Annotated in this window: 19 protein-coding genes, 1 tRNA gene and 1 rRNA gene; 19 read left to right on the top strand and 2 right to left on the bottom strand. The window is 55.9% G+C overall.

Annotation, left to right across the window (positions count from 1 at the left end):
• A 5S ribosomal RNA gene (gene rrf, locus AC1RKG_RS15355) occupies positions 1–80 on the top strand; the annotation flags it as partial.
• Positions 81–175: 95 nt separating this feature from the next.
• Positions 176–252: transfer RNA gene (locus tag AC1RKG_RS15350), tRNA-Asp, on the top strand.
• Between the two features lie 188 nt (positions 253–440).
• On the opposite strand, the gene AC1RKG_RS15345 is transcribed toward AC1RKG_RS15350, so the two are convergent.
• Positions 441–830 (bottom strand): hypothetical protein, encoded by a 390-nt coding sequence (locus AC1RKG_RS15345; RefSeq protein ID WP_115060041.1) that lies wholly within the window; start codon positions 828–830, stop codon positions 441–443.
• A gap of 284 nt (positions 831–1,114) precedes the next feature.
• Here AC1RKG_RS15345 and AC1RKG_RS15340 point away from each other — a divergent pair, with 284 nt between their 5' ends.
• The 17 genes from AC1RKG_RS15340 (at position 1,115) to dkgB (ending at position 15,600) form a co-directional block, all read left to right on the top strand.
• Positions 1,115–1,837: a beta-ketoacyl synthase chain length factor gene (locus tag AC1RKG_RS15340; RefSeq protein WP_493183405.1), complete on the top strand. Its 723-nt coding sequence runs from the start codon at positions 1,115–1,117 to the stop codon at positions 1,835–1,837.
• Positions 1,837–2,655, top strand: a complete 819-nt coding sequence (locus tag AC1RKG_RS15335) for a lysophospholipid acyltransferase family protein (RefSeq protein WP_046374465.1) — start codon at positions 1,837–1,839, stop codon at positions 2,653–2,655. Before AC1RKG_RS15340 ends, AC1RKG_RS15335 begins: the two co-directional genes overlap by 1 nt.
• Before the next feature lie 4 nt (positions 2,656–2,659).
• Positions 2,660–2,920: a phosphopantetheine-binding protein gene (locus tag AC1RKG_RS15330; protein WP_044548404.1), complete on the top strand. Its 261-nt coding sequence runs from the start codon at positions 2,660–2,662 to the stop codon at positions 2,918–2,920.
• A gap of 9 nt (positions 2,921–2,929) precedes the next feature.
• Positions 2,930–3,181 carry an acyl carrier protein gene (locus AC1RKG_RS15325; RefSeq protein ID WP_046374464.1) on the top strand — a complete coding sequence of 84 codons (252 nt, stop codon included), beginning with the start codon at positions 2,930–2,932 and terminating at the stop codon, positions 3,179–3,181.
• A 38-nt stretch (positions 3,182–3,219) separates the two neighbouring features.
• The gene (locus AC1RKG_RS15320) at positions 3,220–3,777 is read left to right on the top strand and encodes a COG4648 family protein (protein ID WP_116691257.1); all 558 of its coding nucleotides are present in this window, start codon (positions 3,220–3,222) and stop codon (positions 3,775–3,777) included.
• Positions 3,744–5,117 carry an AMP-binding protein gene (locus AC1RKG_RS15315; RefSeq protein WP_493183402.1) on the top strand — a complete coding sequence of 458 codons (1,374 nt, stop codon included), beginning with the start codon at positions 3,744–3,746 and terminating at the stop codon, positions 5,115–5,117. The genes AC1RKG_RS15320 and AC1RKG_RS15315 overlap by 34 nt, the downstream gene beginning before the upstream one ends.
• Positions 5,114–5,458 carry a 3-hydroxyacyl-ACP dehydratase FabZ family protein gene (locus AC1RKG_RS15310; RefSeq protein ID WP_020825309.1) on the top strand — a complete coding sequence of 115 codons (345 nt, stop codon included), beginning with the start codon at positions 5,114–5,116 and terminating at the stop codon, positions 5,456–5,458. Before AC1RKG_RS15315 ends, AC1RKG_RS15310 begins: the two co-directional genes overlap by 4 nt.
• A complete protein-coding gene (locus AC1RKG_RS15305) occupies positions 5,449–7,167 on the top strand; it encodes a glycosyltransferase family 2 protein (RefSeq protein WP_493183400.1) in 1,719 nt (572 codons plus the stop codon). Before AC1RKG_RS15310 ends, AC1RKG_RS15305 begins: the two co-directional genes overlap by 10 nt.
• Positions 7,164–7,592, top strand: a complete 429-nt coding sequence (locus tag AC1RKG_RS15300) for an acyl-CoA thioesterase (RefSeq protein ID WP_046374459.1) — start codon at positions 7,164–7,166, stop codon at positions 7,590–7,592. Before AC1RKG_RS15305 ends, AC1RKG_RS15300 begins: the two co-directional genes overlap by 4 nt.
• A complete protein-coding gene (locus AC1RKG_RS15295) occupies positions 7,589–8,194 on the top strand; it encodes a LolA family protein (RefSeq protein WP_261109751.1) in 606 nt (201 codons plus the stop codon). The genes AC1RKG_RS15300 and AC1RKG_RS15295 overlap by 4 nt, the downstream gene beginning before the upstream one ends.
• Positions 8,184–10,490, top strand: coding sequence for an MMPL family transporter (locus AC1RKG_RS15290; protein ID WP_493183399.1), 2,307 nt, complete (start codon positions 8,184–8,186; stop codon positions 10,488–10,490). The genes AC1RKG_RS15295 and AC1RKG_RS15290 overlap by 11 nt, the downstream gene beginning before the upstream one ends.
• On the top strand, positions 10,490–11,062 hold the full coding sequence (locus tag AC1RKG_RS15285) for a DUF3261 domain-containing protein (RefSeq protein ID WP_493183398.1): 573 nt from the start codon (positions 10,490–10,492) through the stop codon (positions 11,060–11,062). Before AC1RKG_RS15290 ends, AC1RKG_RS15285 begins: the two co-directional genes overlap by 1 nt.
• A complete protein-coding gene (locus AC1RKG_RS15280) occupies positions 11,062–12,231 on the top strand; it encodes a beta-ketoacyl-[acyl-carrier-protein] synthase family protein (protein WP_493183396.1) in 1,170 nt (389 codons plus the stop codon). The genes AC1RKG_RS15285 and AC1RKG_RS15280 overlap by 1 nt, the downstream gene beginning before the upstream one ends.
• Complete coding sequence (locus AC1RKG_RS15275; RefSeq protein WP_002488030.1) at positions 12,228–12,701, top strand: hotdog family protein; 474 nt, start codon at positions 12,228–12,230, stop codon at positions 12,699–12,701. Before AC1RKG_RS15280 ends, AC1RKG_RS15275 begins: the two co-directional genes overlap by 4 nt.
• Positions 12,698–13,429 carry a 3-ketoacyl-ACP reductase FabG2 gene (locus AC1RKG_RS15270; RefSeq protein ID WP_115060019.1) on the top strand — a complete coding sequence of 244 codons (732 nt, stop codon included), beginning with the start codon at positions 12,698–12,700 and terminating at the stop codon, positions 13,427–13,429. The genes AC1RKG_RS15275 and AC1RKG_RS15270 overlap by 4 nt, the downstream gene beginning before the upstream one ends.
• Positions 13,426–14,655 carry a beta-ketoacyl-ACP synthase gene (locus AC1RKG_RS15265; protein WP_130016752.1) on the top strand — a complete coding sequence of 410 codons (1,230 nt, stop codon included), beginning with the start codon at positions 13,426–13,428 and terminating at the stop codon, positions 14,653–14,655. The genes AC1RKG_RS15270 and AC1RKG_RS15265 overlap by 4 nt, the downstream gene beginning before the upstream one ends.
• 141 nt (positions 14,656–14,796) lie before the next feature.
• The gene (dkgB, locus tag AC1RKG_RS15260) at positions 14,797–15,600 is read left to right on the top strand and encodes a 2,5-didehydrogluconate reductase DkgB (RefSeq protein WP_020825319.1); all 804 of its coding nucleotides are present in this window, start codon (positions 14,797–14,799) and stop codon (positions 15,598–15,600) included.
• A gap of 44 nt (positions 15,601–15,644) precedes the next feature.
• On the opposite strand, the gene yafC is transcribed toward dkgB, so the two are convergent.
• Positions 15,645–16,532, bottom strand: coding sequence for a DNA-binding transcriptional regulator YafC (yafC, locus tag AC1RKG_RS15255; RefSeq protein ID WP_020825320.1), 888 nt, complete (start codon positions 16,530–16,532; stop codon positions 15,645–15,647).
• Between the last annotated feature and the right edge of the window lie 75 nt (positions 16,533–16,607).

Here is a 16,607-nt window from a genome sequence, read left to right as displayed (position 1 = left end):
ATGCCGAACTCAGAAGTGAAACGCCGTAGCGCCGATGGTAGTGTGGGGTCTCCCCATGCGAGAGTAGGACACTGCCAGGCATCAAACAAACGTTATCAGCCTGACAACTGGTAATAAGCAGGATCGCCAAGCGCGGTTTTGCCCACATCGAAAGATGTGACGTAAAAGAATCGGTGGAGCGGTAGTTCAGTTGGTTAGAATACCTGCCTGTCACGCAGGGGGTCGCGGGTTCGAGCCCCGTCCGTTCCGCCACTTATTTGATAAGCCCTGAGTCTATGACTCAGGGCTTTTTCATATGCAAAATTCAAGAAAAGCCAAATCACTACGTGATTTATGCGGTGAAAATCTGCTTTTATAAATCATTGTCTGAATTGTGCACCAATATAAAGAATAATATACCCGGCAATGTTATTCTCGCCGGGTAGTCTTTTTCTTTATCGTTATTTGATATTCTGACGGGCCAGTTCCAGTTGAATATCTTTATCCAGGTTGGCGACCCAGCGGTTATAATTCGGGTGAATATTTCCGCCTTTGGCATCCATATTACTGCTGGCAATATACTTAATCTGATAACTATTCGAATTGTAATTTATACGAATATCGGCGCTATGGCCACGCAGTAAGATCTTGCCATCGATCACACCGTCACTGACTGGGTTCATGATCCAACCACGGTTAAGCCCTGCGGCGAGAATGGCCTGACGCACCTGTGCATTACTGTGGCTACCTGCAACGTTTTGACTGACGTTTTTTACTGGCGCAGTGCCTGCACAGCCGCTGACCAGAATCGCTGCGAATACACCAGTTAAAATGAGTTTTAAAGGTTTCATACTCTTTTCCATGAGTGTTCGTTATTAAGATGTGTAATATTCATACATGAGATGTTATGTATGCTTACCCTCAATAAGATACTCCTCCGGGAGATTTTCGACAAATATTGCAGCTTTTCATTGTGATAATTCCCTCTGCGCTCAAGTCTCACGGTGTTATGTCGATAAATAACTCTAATCGGTTAATCGCGCATTTCAACTAAAAATAGGAATTTTGGGAATGCAATCCAGGATTAAATATAATAGATTTAGCCACGGAACTTTTCTGACCGGTAATACCATTAATGGCGGGCGACATGAATATACTCAGTTGGTGGGCAATGGCTCCCGATCGTGGAACGCGTGAAGCATGGCGTCAATGGTCATCAGATGACTTTCTTGCCTCCGATTATCAGGGCTCGTTGCCTGCCTGTTCTCATATCCCCATGATGTCGCTGCGCCGAATGAGCGCCGGAACGCGTTTGGCAGTAGAAAGCGGGCTGATCTTATTGAAGGACTATCGGGCAGATATGGCGATCTTCACCAGTCGGCATGGTGAGCTGGAGCGGACGCACAAGATTCTTCAACATCTGCATCAGGAACAACCGCTATCGCCAACGGATTTTGCCATGTCGGTGCATAACACGGCGGCGGGATGGTTAACGATTATAGCGAAGAATACCTTGCCAACCACCTCGTTGGCTGCCGGCGAGGACAGTTTTCAGCAGGGCATGATAGAGGCTCAGGCCTTGTTAGCTACGGGCAGTGCGCAGCGGGTGTTATTAATTGATTTCGACGGTACCGTACCGGATGTCTACCGGCCTTTCGCGCCAGAAAATACATTCCCTTATGCCGTCGCCCTGTTGCTGGAAAACGGTGGCTCGTTACACTGCAAGGTTGCTGAATCGGCGCAGGTTGAGGCTAGCCGTCGGGAACCACAGAGTCTGGCATTTTTGCGCGGTTGGCTTGGCGCTGATGATGCATTCACGGTCCCCGGCCAACGGCATGACTGGGTGTGGGGACGCTGATGGAAAATGCGATGCCTGCAGAAAATACGCCGGAACAATCCTCATGGTTTAACCGTTGTTGGCGGGTGATAGCTACGGGTTTTTGTTTCTCGTTGTTTGGCCTGGGCGGTCTGTTATTGTCCGGTGTTTGGTTTAATCTTATGCGTCTTGCAGTGCGTGATCCTGCTCGTCGCAACCAACTGACGCAAAGTTCTATCCGCCACAGTTTCCGTTTCTTCCTGGCTACCACGAGGTTTTTCGGCGTACTGGACTACCATTTCGACAATGCGGAGCGCTTTCGCGAAGATCGCGGTTGTTTGGTGATCGCCAATCATCCCAGCCTGTTGGATTACGTGTTATTGGCTTCGCAAATGCCACGTTGCGACTGCATAGTGAAAGAGGCTTTGCTGAGCAATGTGTTTGTCAGCGGAGTGATCAAGGCCGCCGGATATCTGGCCAATGCGCAGTCGGATATATTGTTGGAACAGTGCGGACAAAGGCTGGCTGCCGGGGGGACAATCTTAATCTTCCCGGAAGGCACCCGCACCACACCAGGCAAGGCTCTGGCACTGCAGCGAGGAGCGGCCAATATTGCGCTGCGCGGTCAATGTAGCATCCGCATTGTGCATATCCACTGTCACCCCCCTATGCTGACGAAGCAAGGCAAATGGTATAAGATCCCGGCGGTAAAACCGCAATTCCGGATCACCGTTCAGGATAAGATCGACACCCGCGCATTCATTCATGCAAATGATGTTTCGCCCGCCCTTGCGGCAAGAAGATTAACCCAGCATTTAACTGACGCTTTACAGTCAGAACCTATAAATAATGAGAAATAGCGTAATGAATTTATTGAGCACCGAAATCAAGCAATTGATCATTGATACGCTCAATCTTGAAGGTATGACACCGGAGGAGATTGACGCCGAAGCGCCGCTGTTTGGTGATGGACTGGGTCTGGACTCCATTGATGCATTGGAACTGGGGCTGGCTTTAAAGAACCGTTACGGCGTAGTGCTGTCGGCTGAAAGCCAGGATATGCGCCAACACTTTTATTCCGTGGAAACGCTGGCGAAGTTTGTTTCTGCACAGCGTAGCCAATAAGGGGTTTTCATGGATAAGCAAGAAATTTACCTGCAAATTCAGGCGCTGCTGGTCAAACTGTTCGAGCTGGACGCCGATGACATCAAGCCAGAGTCCCGTTTGTACGAAGAGCTGGAGCTAGACAGCATCGATGCGGTGGATCTGGTAGTGCACCTGCAGAAAACGACCGGCAAAAAGATCAAACCGGAAATGTTCAAGTCGGTGCGAACCGTACAAGACGTGGTTGACGCCATTGATGAACTGCTGAAGTCAGAAAGCTAAGGCTGCGGGCTAAGGTGGAGAGTCGTTGGCTGACCCCGATGTTGCGGTTGCTGCAGGGCGCAGTATGGCTGGTGCTGTTGCTGTATCCGCTGGCGGTTTGGGTCGGCCTGACGCATTGGGGAACCGCTCTCCTGGCACCGTTATTGGTGGGAGTCTTTAGCTTGCGCCTGCTGATGTTGCGCGGGAAACTGCGCCAACAAATGTGGCTGGGAAAAGCCTTGGCCCTAGTGGGCATCTTGCTGGCGCTCGCCAGTTGGGCGTTAAAGCAGAGCCACTGGTTGCTGTACTACCCGGTGCTGGTCAACGCAATACTGCTGCTGCTGTTTGCCTACTCGCTGTTTGCCCCGCCTACGGTGGTGGAGCGATTGGCCCGTATAACGGAACCGCAGTTGGACGCTGCCGGCATTGCTTATACTCGCCGGGTGACTCAGGTGTGGTGCGGGTTCTTTATTGTTAACGGTGCGATAGCGCTGACAACCTGTCTGTCCGGTGATATCACACTCTGGACGCTGTATAACGGCGGCATCAGCTATCTGCTGATGGGGGCATTAATGGGTATTGAATGGATAGTCAGGAAAAGGATCCGGCACGCCTGAGTTTGCCAATGAACCGCTGGCTCAGCACGCAACGCGATGATTCGGTGCCGATCGCCTGGCGTGGCGATCAGCTATTCTGTCTCGGCCAATTTCGCCGTGACGTTGCCGCATTGGCCGCGATACTGGCGAGTAGGGAAGAGCACCGCTGGGCGCTGTGCTTTGATGATAGCTATCGCTTTGCCGTCGCCTTGCTGGCGTCGTTGTATGCCGGCAGGCTGCCGGTGATTTTTGGTCACCAGCGAGAAGCTATCCTCAAAGAGCAACGAGCGGATTACGATGCGCTACTGACCGATTTGCCTCTCGATCCTGGCGTGCCCGTTTTGACGGTGCGCGAGGGCGGTTGTGAGGATATCGCGCTACCCGCCTGGCCTCAGGATCCTCGTTTTATTCTTTACACTTCCGGCTCGACCGGCCAACCGCAGGCTGTGTACAAATCCGTCGCCTGCATGGACCGTGAAAGCGAACTGTTGGCTGCCGCTTTTGGTGACGTCTTGCGAGGATGCTGCGTCGTCGCATCGGTATCCCATCAGCATATGTATGGCCTGAGCTTCCGGCTGTTTCTGCCGCTGGCTTTAGGGCTGCCGTTTGATGCGCAGTTGACGCAATACCAAGAGCAGTTGATTGCCCGACATCAGGGCCGGCGTTTGGTGTTTGTCAGCAGCCCGGCATGGCTCAAGCGTTTGGATAATCGTTTGACGCTCGCCGAGTGCGTGGAGGTTTTTTCCGCCGGCGGCCCGTTATCCGAGGTGGAAGCACAGCTTGCCCGGCAAATGCTGGGGGTATTGCCACTGGAAATCTACGGTACCACGGAAACCGGTTCACTGGCCTGGCGCAGGCAAAATCGGGACATTGCCCTGTGGCAGCCGTTTGCTTGCGTCAGGTTAAAGGTGGATTCAGACAATCGGATTGAGGTTATGTCACCCCTGATACCTGACACGGGTAAAACGTTGCTGAGCGACATTATCGAACTGGCGCCGGATGGTCGACAATTCCAGTTAAATGGCCGCGCCGACCGCATTATCAAGCTGGAAGAGAAACGGTTGTCGTTAACCGAGGTGGAACGTCGCTTGGTGGCCTTGCCGGAGGTTGCCGATGCTGCCGTGCTAACGCAGCAGCAAAGAGGGCGCATGCTGCTGGTGGCCGTTGTCGTGCTATCTCCGTACGGCGAGCTCCGCCGACAAAGCTTGTCCGAAGGGGCTTTTACCCGTGAACTGCACCAGGCGCTGCGAGGCTGGCTGGAGCCAGTGGCTCTGCCGCGCAGTTGGCGCATTATCGATGCCATTCCGCTTAATCCTCAGGGCAAGCGCGCCTATGCTGAGCTACAGGAGCTGTTCTTATGATGCAACCTGAGGTGCTGCAACAGCAGGTGAGCGATGCCACCCATGCCAGCCTGCAGCTGCATTTGCCCGCTGAACTGTTTTGGTTTCGCGGCCACTTTCCGCAGCATCCAATCCTGCCGGGGGTCACGCAACTGAACTGGGTCATGCAGTATGCCCGTCAGCTGCTGGCTATCGAGGCCGGATTCAAAGGGATCGAGGTGGTCAAGTTTCAACAACCGTTACTGCCGGGGCAAAGGGTGTTACTGCAACTCGAATGGCAACCGGAACGGCACAAGCTGTTGTTCAGCTATCGCGTCGGTGAGGCGATCGCCAGCAGCGGCAAGATCTCGTTATGTCAGTAAGTGCCCCTTTTTCCCCCTGTCTTCTTATCCCTTGTTTTAATCACGGGCAGATGATGGCCGCGGTACTGACATCGTTGGCGGGTTATGGCCTGCCTTGCCTGGTGGTGGACGACGGCAGCGCTGCTGCCACCGCCGAAACGCTACAGCGGCTGGCCGCCGAACGGCCCTGGGTTAGCCTGTTGCGGTTGGAAAAAAACCAGGGGAAGGGCGCAGCGGTCATCGCCGGTCTGCAATTGGCTCAGCGACAGGGCTACAGCCATGCTTTGCAGGTGGATGCCGACGGTCAGCATCAACTGAGTGATATACCGGCCATGATTGCCGAAGCGCGCGCTCACCCGAACTGTCTGATTTCCGGCCGGCCAATCTATGACAGCTCGGTACCCAAAGCGCGCCTGTATGGGCGTTACGTCACCCACGTCTGGGTGTGGATCGAAACCCTGTCGCTGTCATTAAAGGACAGCATGTGCGGTTTCCGCGTTTACCCGGTAGCGCCGACGCTGGCGTTGACGGCGCGCCAACCGCTTGGCAAACGCATGGATTTCGATACCGAAGTGATGGTCCGGCTGTATTGGCAGGGGGTGCAAAGCCGTTTCTTGCCGACGCGGGTTACTTACCCGGTCGATGGCGTTTCGCATTTCGATGCGCTGCGCGATAACTTGCGTATTTCCTGGATGCACACCCGGTTGTTTTTCGGCATGTTGCCGCGGATTCCGCGTTTACTGCGTCAACGCCAACGGGCGAAGAAAGCGCAGCATTGGTCAGCAACTCAGGAGCGTCATGGCCTGTGGGGGATTCGGCTTATGCTGAAGGTCTACCGGATGTTTGGCCGCCGGGCATTTCAATGGCTGCTGTACCCGGTGATCGGCTACTTTTGGCTGACCGGGCGTGCCCAACGTGAAGCTTCGCGTGATTATCTGCAACGTCTGCGGCAGTTTGCCCACAATCGACAGCAACCATTACCCACGCCGCTCAACAGCTTTCGGCACTTTATGCGTTTTGGCGATGCGATGCTCGACAAGCTGGCGAGCTGGCGTGGTGAACTTCGTGACGTTCGGCTGGTAGATCCCGCAGCCTGTGAACGGCAGATCGCTTCCGGCAGAGGTACGCTGATCCTGGCCTCGCACTTGGGGGATATCGAGTCTTGCCGCGCGTTGGGTGAGTTGAATTCTGGCGTCAAGGTGAATGCTCTGGTGTTTACCGAGCATGCCGAGCGCTTCAATCAGGTGATGAAAGAGGTCAACCCTCGCGCCAACCTTAACCTGATACCGGTGACTTCATTGGGGCCTGAAACCGCCATGCGTCTGCAGGACAAACTCGACGCCGGCGAGTGGGTGGCTATCGTTGGCGATCGCACCTCGGCCGGAAAACATCAGCGCGGTGAGCAACCGAGGGTGGTGTGGAGCCGCTTTCTCGGTCAATCGGCACCTTTCCCTCAGGGGCCTTTTGTTCTGGCCGCTGCGCTGCGTTGTCCGGTATACCTGATGTTCGGTCTCAAACAGCAGGGGCGTCTGAACGTTTATTTCGAACCGTTTGCCGATCCGCTGTCATTACCCCGGCAGCAGCGCCAACAGGCGTTGCAGGATGCGGTGGACCGCTATGCCGCCCGGCTGGAGCATTATTGCCTGCTGGCGCCGCTCGACTGGTTTAATTTTTTCGATTTCTGGCAGTTGGCGGCACCGTCGCCAACGCAACAGGGGCCTGAGACATGAAGCTTAAAGACAATCCGCGATTCTCCGTCAGGGTTGAAATTACCATCCCTTTCCATGATACCGATGCCATGGGCGTGGTCTGGCACGGTAACTACTTCCGTTATTTTGAGATTGCCCGCGAAGCCTTGCTCAAACAGTTTAATTACGGATACCGGCAGATGCAGGCGTCGGGCTATGTCTGGCCGATCGTAGATACGCGGGTGAAATATATTGCGCCTGTCCTGTTTGAGCAGCGCATCATCGTCTGTGCAGAGCTGGAAGAGTATGAAAACCGCCTGCGCATCGGCTACCGCATTCTGGATGCAGAGAGCGGAATAACCACCACCCGCGGCCATACTATTCAGGTCGCGGTGGACGCCGACAGCAAAGAAATGTGCTTTGTCTCCCCGCAAGTACTGTTGGATAACATCGAGGGGGCGCAATGAAATTTTGGATGCTGGCTGTTGTGACCTTCTTCAGTCTGGGTGTGCAGGCGGTAACGCTGCCGGAGCTGCAGCAGCGGTTTAGCCAACAGCCGGTGCTGCGCGCCGAATTTGAGCAGCAGCGCAGTATCAGCGGCATGGCAAAACCGTTAAAGTCCAGCGGCGAACTGTTGATTTCTCAGCAGAAAGGATTGTGGTGGGCGCAACAGAAGCCTTTCCCGCTGACCCTGCTGCTGGATGATAAACGCATGGTGCAAACCCTGGCGGGCCAGCCGCCGCAGGTGATAACGGCGGACAACAACCCGCAGATGTTCCAGTTCAATCACCTGCTGACCGCGCTGTTTCATGCCGACAGCCAGGCGCTGGAACAAAACTTTGCTCTGCAGTTCACCGATTTGGGGCATAACCACTGGCGGCTGGTGCTGACGCCGAAAACCATGCCGCTCGACAAACTGTTCAAGCGCATTACCCTCAACGGCGAACAGTACCTGGAAACTATTGATATCGACGATATGCAAAGTGACGCCACCCATATTCGCTTCTTTAATCAACGTACGGTGCCGCAGGCGCTGACTGACGAGGAGCAACAGCGTTTTGCGTCCTGAACTGCATCGGCGGCTGGCATTTGGCTGGCTGGCGATTTGCCTGCTGCTGATTGCGGCCTTGTGCTGGCTGTTGCCGCGCAGTCAAATCAACAGCAGCGTCCTGGCGTTATTGCCAAAACAGCAACTGGTTGGCGTGCCGGATGAATTAGCTGACGGCTTCAGCCGCCGCCTGGATCGTCAACTGATGTGGCTAGTCAGCCCGCCGCCAGGGGCGGATAACGCCGCAGTGGATTGGTGGTGGCAGCAGCTACGTCAGATGCCTGAGTTGCAGCGGGTTGGCGGGCCTATGGATGCACAACGTCAGCAGCAGTGGGGGCGTTTTTTCTACCAGCATCGCAATGTGCTGCTGGATGATGCCACTCGGCAACGTTTGCAGCAGGGGGCAGACGCGCAGAGCCAGTGGATCCTCGGCCAACTCTATTCTGCTTTCGCCGGCGTCAGCGGCAAAGAGCTGTCGAACGATCCGTTGATGCTGGTACGTGCCTCACAGTTGGCGCAGCAACAGAACGGCGGCTTGCTAAGCCTATCCAAGGGGTGGCTGGTGGCGCGGGATGTACAGGGGCGCAGTTGGTATTTGTTGCACGCCGAGCTTAGCGCATCATCTTATGACATCAGCAGTGCCCGGCTAACGGTAGATAAACTGACAGCGTTGCAGCTGCAGCTGCAGCAGCGCTGGCCGGGAACCGAAGTGCTCAGCCGCGGCACGTTGTTTTACAGCAACTACGCCAGCCAACAGGCCGAAAAGGATATTTCCACGATTGGCCTGGCGTCGGTGGCGGGCGTGTTTTTATTGGTGTTGTTTATGTTCCGCTCACCTTTGCCGCTGTTGTTGTGCGCGCTGTCGGTGGGTATTGGCGCTCTGGCCGGCACCGTCGCTACGCTGCTGGCCTTTGGCGAAATACATTTGATGACGCTGGTGCTGAGCATCAGCATCGTCGGCATTTCGGCTGACTACACGCTCTATTTCCTGACCGAGCGAATGGTGCATGGTCGGCAGTCGACGCCATTAGCCAGTTTGCAAAAGCTGTTGCCGGCGTTATTGATGGCGTTGCTGACCACCGTAGTGGCCTACCTGGCGCTGTTGATTGCGCCGTTCCCCGGTTTGCAGCAGTTGGCGGTATTTGCCGCTGCCGGATTGAGCGCCGCCTGCATTACCGTTATTTGCTGGTACCCGCAATTGTCGCGACGGTTGCCGGTACGCCCAGCGCCGGGGTTAACGCTGATCCTGAATTGGCTGCATGCCTGGCGCCATCGGCCGCTGTTGCGTTATGGGTTGCCCGGCGCGGTGCTGTTGCTGGTGGTCGCGGGGTTCAGCCAGTTGAAGGTAGATGACGACATTGGCCAACTGCAGGCATTACCTGTGGCGTTACAGCAGCAGGAGCAGCGTATCGCCGCACTGACGGGCCAACATAACGATCAGAAGTGGCTGGTGGTCTACGGCGCCAATGCCGAGCAGCTGTTGCAACGTATCGAGTTGTTGCAACCCAAACTGGCTGAGGCCAAACGGCAAGGCGTGCTGGCGGATTATCGTCTGTTGCCTCTGCCTTCTCTCCAACGCCAGCAAGAAAACATCGCTTTATTGCAGCGCGTGGCGCCGCAGGTGATGAACAACCTGCAGCAGGCAGAGTTGGTATTGAGTACACCAGATTTAACGCCTGAATGGGTCAGCCCGCAGCAGTGGCTGGGCAGCGTGGTTAGCGAGGGTTGGCGTCTGCTGTGGCTGACGTTGCCCGATGGGCGCAGTGCGGCGCTGGTGCCCGTTAACGGCGTGAAGAACAGTGCGATGATGAAGACACTGGCGGAGCAGGTACCCGGCACCGGTTGGATCGATAGGAAAACCGAGTTCAGTGACCTGTTTGGTCAATATCGCCTGTATCTTTCTTATCTGTTGGCATTGTCGGTTGCAGCGATTGCGCTGATTTACCTGTGGCGTTTTGGTCTGCGTCATGGCTTGCGCTGCATGGTGCCGACGCTATTGTCACTGGGTAGCGGTATTGCGGTATTGGCACTGAGTGGCCATACGCTAAATCTGTTTTCGCTGTTGGCGCTGGTGCTGGTTTTGGGGATCGGCATTAACTATACGTTGTTCTTTACCAATCCCCGGGGCACGCCGACCACCTCGATGTTCGCCATTTTTATGGCGGTATTCACCACCCAACTGACGTTCGGCATGCTGGTACTGAGCCACACTCAGGCCATCAGCAGTTTTGGTATCGTTTTGAGCAGTGGAATTGCCGTGGCATTTTTATTGGCACCGCTGACGTTAGTATCGAAAAGAAAAAGAGGGAAAGCCTGATGCGCGGCTTACGAATGGTGCTGTTAATGTGGATTGTCGTGCTGGCCGGCTGCGCTGGTTCGCAGGATCCGACGCTGCCGCAGGCGTGGCTAAAACCCGGTACGCAGGTGACCTTACCACCTCCAGCGCTGGCTCAGCCGATCAGTCAGCAACAGTTGCTGACCGCCGAAGTCAAAGGGCAACAGCACTCGATGCTGGTGCTGCTCAATGCCGACGGCCAGCGTTTGCAACTGGTGGGCATGTCGCCGCTCGGTATCCGTCTGTTTAACCTGACCTACGATCGTCAGGGGATCCACACCAAACAATTGATCAAGGTGGGGGAACTGCCGCCAGCCAGCCAGGTGCTGGCGGATATCATGTTGAGCTACTGGCCGGTGAAGGACTGGCAACCCTTGCTGCCAGCAGGGTGGCGACTGGAAGACCAGGCGCTGGTACGTCGCTTGTATGACGAGCATGGGGCGGTGATCAATGAAATCCGTTACCAGCAGATGGACGGAAGGCGAGAGCCGGTGTCGATCGCTCAATCCGCCTTCCATTACCGCATCATCATTCAAACGCTGGGGAACGAATAATGATCTATTTCTCCGCCGTAGGGATGGTGAATGCGCTGGGCAACGATCTGCCGCAGATCGCGCAAAACCTGGCGCGCGGTATTTCGCCCGGCATGCAGCAGCAGACGCAGTGGCTGACGGGCGGCGCGCCATCCTGGTTTGGCAATGTACAGGGGGATTTACCGGTGATCCCCGAGTCGCTCAAGCGGCATAATTCTCGCAATAATCGCTTGCTGTTGGCCGCTTTGGCGCAGATCGAGACGTCAGTACGCGAGGCCATTGCCCGTTACGGCGCCGATCGTGTCGCGGTGATTATGGGCACCAGCACTTCCGGCATTCACGAAGGCGAACTGGCGCTTCACCAGTATCAAGTGGGGCAGTGGCCACCGGGTTACCATTATCACCAGCAGGAGCTGGGCGATCCGAGCCAGTTTCTCAGCGCTTTTCTCTCGACCCGTGGTCCGGCCTATACCCTGTCGACGGCCTGTTCCTCAAGCGCGCGGGCCATCATCAGCGGTAAACGTCTGATTGCAGCCGGGTTAGTGGACGCGGCGATTGTAGGCGGGGCAGACAGTCTGTGCCAAATGCCGATTAACGGTTTCCACAGCCTGGAGTCACTGTCCGCGGAGCGCTGCACGCCTTTTGCAACAGGACGCAGCGGGATTAATATCGGTGAGGCGGCGGCGTTAATGCTGTTGACGCGGGAACCTGCGCCGGTGGCGTTGTTGGGCGTTGGCGAATCTTCGGATGCCTGGCACATGTCGGCACCGCATCCAGCCGGTGAAGGCGCCGAGCGTGCAATGACCATGGCATTGCAGCAGGCCGGTTTGAGTACCGACCAAGTTGGTTATATTAATTTGCACGGCACGGCCACGCGGCTTAACGATCAGGTTGAAGCCTTGGTGGTGAATCGCCTGTTTGGCGAACAAACGCCGTGCAGTTCGACCAAGCATCTTACCGGCCATACGCTGGGGGCGGCTGGAGCGGTGGAGGCAGCGCTGAGCTGGCTGTTGTTGACCCAGTCATTGCCGCTGCCGCAGCAAGATTTCAGTGCAGTTCCCCGCGATGCCGAACTGGCGCCGATCGGTCTGGTGTGTGAGCCCCAGACGTTGGGAGCGCGCGCTATCCTCTCCAATTCATTTGCCTTCGGCGGCAACAATGCCTGTTTGCTGTTGGGAGATGCTCCATGAATGCTTACCGGACGGCAGAATATTACTTACCTCATGCCTCACCGATGGTGCTGCTGGAACGGGTGCTGGAAGTGGGTGAAGAGCATGCACGCTGCGCGGTCAACGTCAGTGCGAATAGCGTGCTGGCGCCGTTTCTCGACGAGCAGGGGGCACTTCCTGGTTGGTACGGCATTGAGCTGATGGCGCAGGCGATTGGGGTTTGGAGTGGCTGGCACGGTCGCCAGAGTGCCAAGCCGCCGCAGCTGGGTATGCTGCTTGGCGGGCGAGCCATTCACTGTGAGTTGCCCGCTTTTCCTGCCGGCAGCGAGCTGGTGGTTAGCGTGCAGCAGTTGTTGAAAGACGAGAAATTAGCCAGTTTTGAGTGTGAAATCAGTATCGATAATGTGCCGATCGCACAGGGCAGGTTGAACACCTATCAACCTGATCAACAAGAAATTATTCAATTGACGACCTTAAGGGGAGACGCATGATGCGTTCCGTTTTAGTCACCGGCGCCAGTAAAGGGATCGGTCAGGCCATAGCCTGCCGCCTGGCTGCGGATGGCTTTTTGATTGTAGTCCACTACCACAGCGATAAGACCGGGGCAGAACACACCTTGCAGCAAATTGTCAGTGCCGGCGGGCAAGGGCGATTGATGCAGTTTGATATCAGCAACCGCATGCAGTGCCGTGAGGTGTTGGAGCAGGATATTGAAACCCACGGCGCCTACTACGGCGTGGTGAATAATGCAGGGATCACCCGCGACGGCGCTTTCCCGGCGTTAAGCGAGGAGGATTGGGATGGGGTGATCCATACCAATCTCGACAGCTTCTACAACGTGCTTCACCCCTGTGTCATGCCAATGATTGGCCTGCGCAAAGGCGGGCGGATCATCGCGCTGTCGTCGGTATCGGGCGTCATGGGCAACCGTGGACAGGTAAACTACAGTGCGGCCAAGGCAGGCGTGATCGGTGCCTGTAAGGCGTTGGCTATCGAACTGGCGAAACGCAAAATTACCGTTAACTGCATCGCCCCGGGTTTGATTGACACTGGCATGATCGACATCGAGCCGGCGGCGCTGGATGAAGCGATGCGGGCAATCCCGCTTAAGCGTATGGGATCGGCGGAAGAGGTGGCGGGGTTGGCCAGCTACCTGATGTCGGATATCGCCGGCTATGTAACGCGGCAGGTCATTTCCATTAATGGAGGAATGGTATGACGCAACGAGTGGTCGTCACCGGCATGGCGGGCGTTACGGCGTTCGGCAATAGCTGGGCAGAGGTGTCCAGCCGGTTGAAGCAGGGCAAGAATGCGGTGCGTTACATGACGCAATGGGAAGAATATCAGGGGTTGAACACCCACCTCGGTGCCCCGATCGAGAATTTCATACTGCCGGATCACTATACGCGCAAGCGTATTCGCTCCATGGGCCGTGTTTCGCTGTTGGCGACCCGAGCGACGGAACTGGCGCTCGAACAGGCCGGGTTGCTGGGCGAGAAGGTGCTGACTAACGGTGAGACCGGTATCGCCTACGGTTCTTCGACCGGCAGCACCAAGCCGGTCAGTGAATTCGCCACCATGCTCACCGAGAAGCACACCGGCAATATTACCGGCACCACCTATGTGCAGATGATGCCTCATACCGCGGCGGTAAACACTGGCCTGTTCTTCGGCCTGCGGGGCCGGGTGATCCCGACATCCAGTGCCTGCACCTCCGGCAGTCAGGCGATTGGTTATGCCTATGAGAGCATCCGCCACGGTTATCAGACGGTGATGGTGGCCGGCGGGGCCGAAGAGCTGTGCCCTTCGGAAGCGGCGGTGTTCGACACGCTGTTTGCAACCAGCCAGCAGAACGATCGCCCCGAGTTTTCGCCACGGCCGTTTGACCGTCAGCGAGATGGGTTAGTGATTGGCGAAGGGGCAGGTACGCTGATCCTGGAGTCGCTGGAACATGCACAGGCGCGTGGTGCGACCATTTACGGCGAGGTTATCAGCTTTGCCACCAACTGTGATGCGGCACATATCACTCAGCCGCAGCAGGAAACCATGCAGATTTGCATGCAGCAGGCGCTGAGGGCTTCCGGGTTGGCAATTGGTGATATCGGCTATATCAGTGCCCACGGCACGGCGACCGATCGTGGCGATATCGCGGAAAGTCAGGCAACGGCGGCGATTTTCGGCAATCGAACGCCGATCTCCTCGCTGAAAAGTTATTTTGGCCATACGTTGGGCGCCTGTGGTGCGTTGGAAGCCTGGATGACGTTGGAGATGATGCGCGAAGGCAGCTTCGCCCCTACCATCAACCTCAGCGAACCGGACAGCGCCTGTGGCGACCTGGACTACATCATGGGCGGCTATCGTCAGATTGATACCGAGTTTGTGCAGTCGAATAACTTCGCTTTCGGCGGCATCAATACTTCACTGATCCTGCGCCGCTGGGCGTAATCTTGCACTGCCGGAGGTTTTCCTCCGGCAATTGTTGCTATCTAATCAAAAGTCTTATGCACAATAGGGCGTTTTTGATCAACAAAACAGTTGCCATAATCCTCCCATATCGCTTCAACATCCTAATGAGAGAATAAAATTATGAGCATCCCTGCATTTGGTTTAGGCACCTTCCGTCTCCAGGATCAGGTGGTGATCGACTCGGTCACTACGGCACTCGAGCTGGGATACCGCGCGATCGATACGGCGCAAATCTATGAAAACGAAGCGGCGGTGGGGCAGGCGATTGCCGCCAGCGGCGTACCGCGTGAAGAGCTGTTTATCACCACCAAGATCTGGATCGCCAATTTGGCGAAAGGCAAGCTGATCCCGAGCCTGCAAGAGAGCCTGAGCAAGTTGCAAACCGGCTATGTTGATCTGACCCTGATTCACTGGCCTTCGCCGAACGACGAAGTTCCTGTTGCCGAGTTTATGGCCGAACTGGCGGAGGCGAAAAAATTAGGCCTGACGCGCCAAATTGGCGTTTCCAACTTCACTCTGGATCTGATGCAGCAAGCGATTGACGCCGTTGGGGCAGAGCAGATCGCCACAAACCAGATTGAGCTCTCGCCCTACCTGCAAAACCGCAAAGTGGTGGAGTTTGCCCAGCAGCACGGCATTGCCATCACTTCCTACATGACGCTGGCCTATGGTCAGGCGCTGAAGGATGAGACCATCAAGGCGATTGCGGCACGCCGCAATGCCACTCCGGCACAGGTTATTCTGGCCTGGGCGCTGCAGCTGGGTTACGCGGTGATCCCATCATCGACCAAACGTGAAAACCTGGCGAGCAACCTGTTGGCGCAGCAGTTGACGTTAAGCAGTGAGGAAATGGCAGAAATTGCCAAGCTGGAAAGCAATGGCCGTTTGGTCAGCCCGGAAGGCCTGGCACCGAACTGGGATTAATTTTCCGTACCTTTACATCAGAGGCGCCCAGACGGGCGCCTTTTTTATTGCCCCAGATGTTTGCTGAGAAAATCGATAAAGCTGCGCAGGCGGTTGCTGACGGCACTGTCGCTGTAATACACCGCATTGATTGGCATGGCGACCGGCAGCGTCTCCTCCACCAAGATCGGCACCAGATCGCCGCGCTCGATGTCTGCGCTAATCATAAAATCGGACAGGCAGGCAATGCCGTTGCCATGCAGGCACAGGTGACGCTGAGTTTCACCACTGTTGGTGGTGAGGCCCGGGGTGATTTCCAACTGCCGACCGTCGGCGCAGGCCAGTGGCCAGCGATTCAAACTGGGCAGATCGTTAAAACCGATGCAGCAGTGTTGCGCCAGGTCTTCCACCTTTTGTGGCATGCCGTATTGTGCCAAATAGGCAGGGGAGGCCAGCACGCGTCGATAGCTGGTCATCAGTTTGCGTGCCTTCAGGCTGGAGTCGGTCAACTCACCGACGCGGATGGCAATATCCACCTTACGCTCGATCAGGTTAATAAAGTTCTCTGAAGACACCAGTGACAGCGACATTTCCGGGTACAGGGCCCTAAATTCCGCCACTAGCGGCGTTAATACGTGCAGCACGACTGGCGTGGCAGCATCGACGCGCAACAGCCCCTGTGGACGCTGACGGCTTTCCATCAGCGCATTCTCCGCCGCGGCCATATCACTCAGTACCTTCTGCACCTGGCGGAAATAGTTTTCCCCTTCCTGTGTCAGGCTGATCTGACGCGTCGTGCGGTTGAGCAGCGTGACTCCGAGCTTGGTTTCCAGCTTTTTGACGGTGCGGCTAACCACCGAATTGGCCTGATCCAGCCGTTCGGCCGCACGGCTGAAACTGCCGCTTTCCACCACGGTCACGAAAGTAATCAACTCATCGGAATTCGCTTTCACTGTTGCTCCATTGGCAAAATTCATTTGATATTTTGAGCATTTTTATCATTTAAGCACAGGCCGATAATAGCCGCC

The sequence above is a fragment of the Serratia sp. GW822-FHT06D09 genome, from assembly GCF_058799515.1.
Note: the sequence above shows the minus strand (reverse complement) of the source record. Positions and strands in the feature narration are given on the sequence as shown.

Excerpts from the sequence above, each read along its gene's own strand:
- AC1RKG_RS15345 (WP_115060041.1), bottom strand. The coding sequence starts at position 830 with ATGAAACCTTTAAAACTCATTTTAACTGGTGTATTCGCAGCGATTCTG.
- AC1RKG_RS15340 (WP_493183405.1), top strand. The coding sequence starts at position 1,115 with ATGGCGGGCGACATGAATATACTCAGTTGGTGGGCAATGGCTCCCGAT.
- AC1RKG_RS15335 (WP_046374465.1), top strand. The coding sequence starts at position 1,837 with ATGGAAAATGCGATGCCTGCAGAAAATACGCCGGAACAATCCTCATGG.
- AC1RKG_RS15330 (WP_044548404.1), top strand. The coding sequence starts at position 2,660 with ATGAATTTATTGAGCACCGAAATCAAGCAATTGATCATTGATACGCTC.
- AC1RKG_RS15325 (WP_046374464.1), top strand. The coding sequence starts at position 2,930 with ATGGATAAGCAAGAAATTTACCTGCAAATTCAGGCGCTGCTGGTCAAA.
- AC1RKG_RS15320 (WP_116691257.1), top strand. The coding sequence starts at position 3,220 with ATGTTGCGGTTGCTGCAGGGCGCAGTATGGCTGGTGCTGTTGCTGTAT.
- AC1RKG_RS15315 (WP_493183402.1), top strand. The coding sequence starts at position 3,744 with ATGGATAGTCAGGAAAAGGATCCGGCACGCCTGAGTTTGCCAATGAAC.
- AC1RKG_RS15310 (WP_020825309.1), top strand. The coding sequence starts at position 5,114 with ATGATGCAACCTGAGGTGCTGCAACAGCAGGTGAGCGATGCCACCCAT.
- AC1RKG_RS15305 (WP_493183400.1), top strand. The coding sequence starts at position 5,449 with ATGTCAGTAAGTGCCCCTTTTTCCCCCTGTCTTCTTATCCCTTGTTTT.
- AC1RKG_RS15300 (WP_046374459.1), top strand. The coding sequence starts at position 7,164 with ATGAAGCTTAAAGACAATCCGCGATTCTCCGTCAGGGTTGAAATTACC.
- AC1RKG_RS15295 (WP_261109751.1), top strand. The coding sequence starts at position 7,589 with ATGAAATTTTGGATGCTGGCTGTTGTGACCTTCTTCAGTCTGGGTGTG.
- AC1RKG_RS15285 (WP_493183398.1), top strand. The coding sequence starts at position 10,490 with ATGCGCGGCTTACGAATGGTGCTGTTAATGTGGATTGTCGTGCTGGCC.
- AC1RKG_RS15280 (WP_493183396.1), top strand. The coding sequence starts at position 11,062 with ATGATCTATTTCTCCGCCGTAGGGATGGTGAATGCGCTGGGCAACGAT.
- AC1RKG_RS15275 (WP_002488030.1), top strand. The coding sequence starts at position 12,228 with ATGAATGCTTACCGGACGGCAGAATATTACTTACCTCATGCCTCACCG.
- AC1RKG_RS15270 (WP_115060019.1), top strand. The coding sequence starts at position 12,698 with ATGATGCGTTCCGTTTTAGTCACCGGCGCCAGTAAAGGGATCGGTCAG.
- AC1RKG_RS15265 (WP_130016752.1), top strand. The coding sequence starts at position 13,426 with ATGACGCAACGAGTGGTCGTCACCGGCATGGCGGGCGTTACGGCGTTC.
- dkgB (WP_020825319.1), top strand. The coding sequence starts at position 14,797 with ATGAGCATCCCTGCATTTGGTTTAGGCACCTTCCGTCTCCAGGATCAG.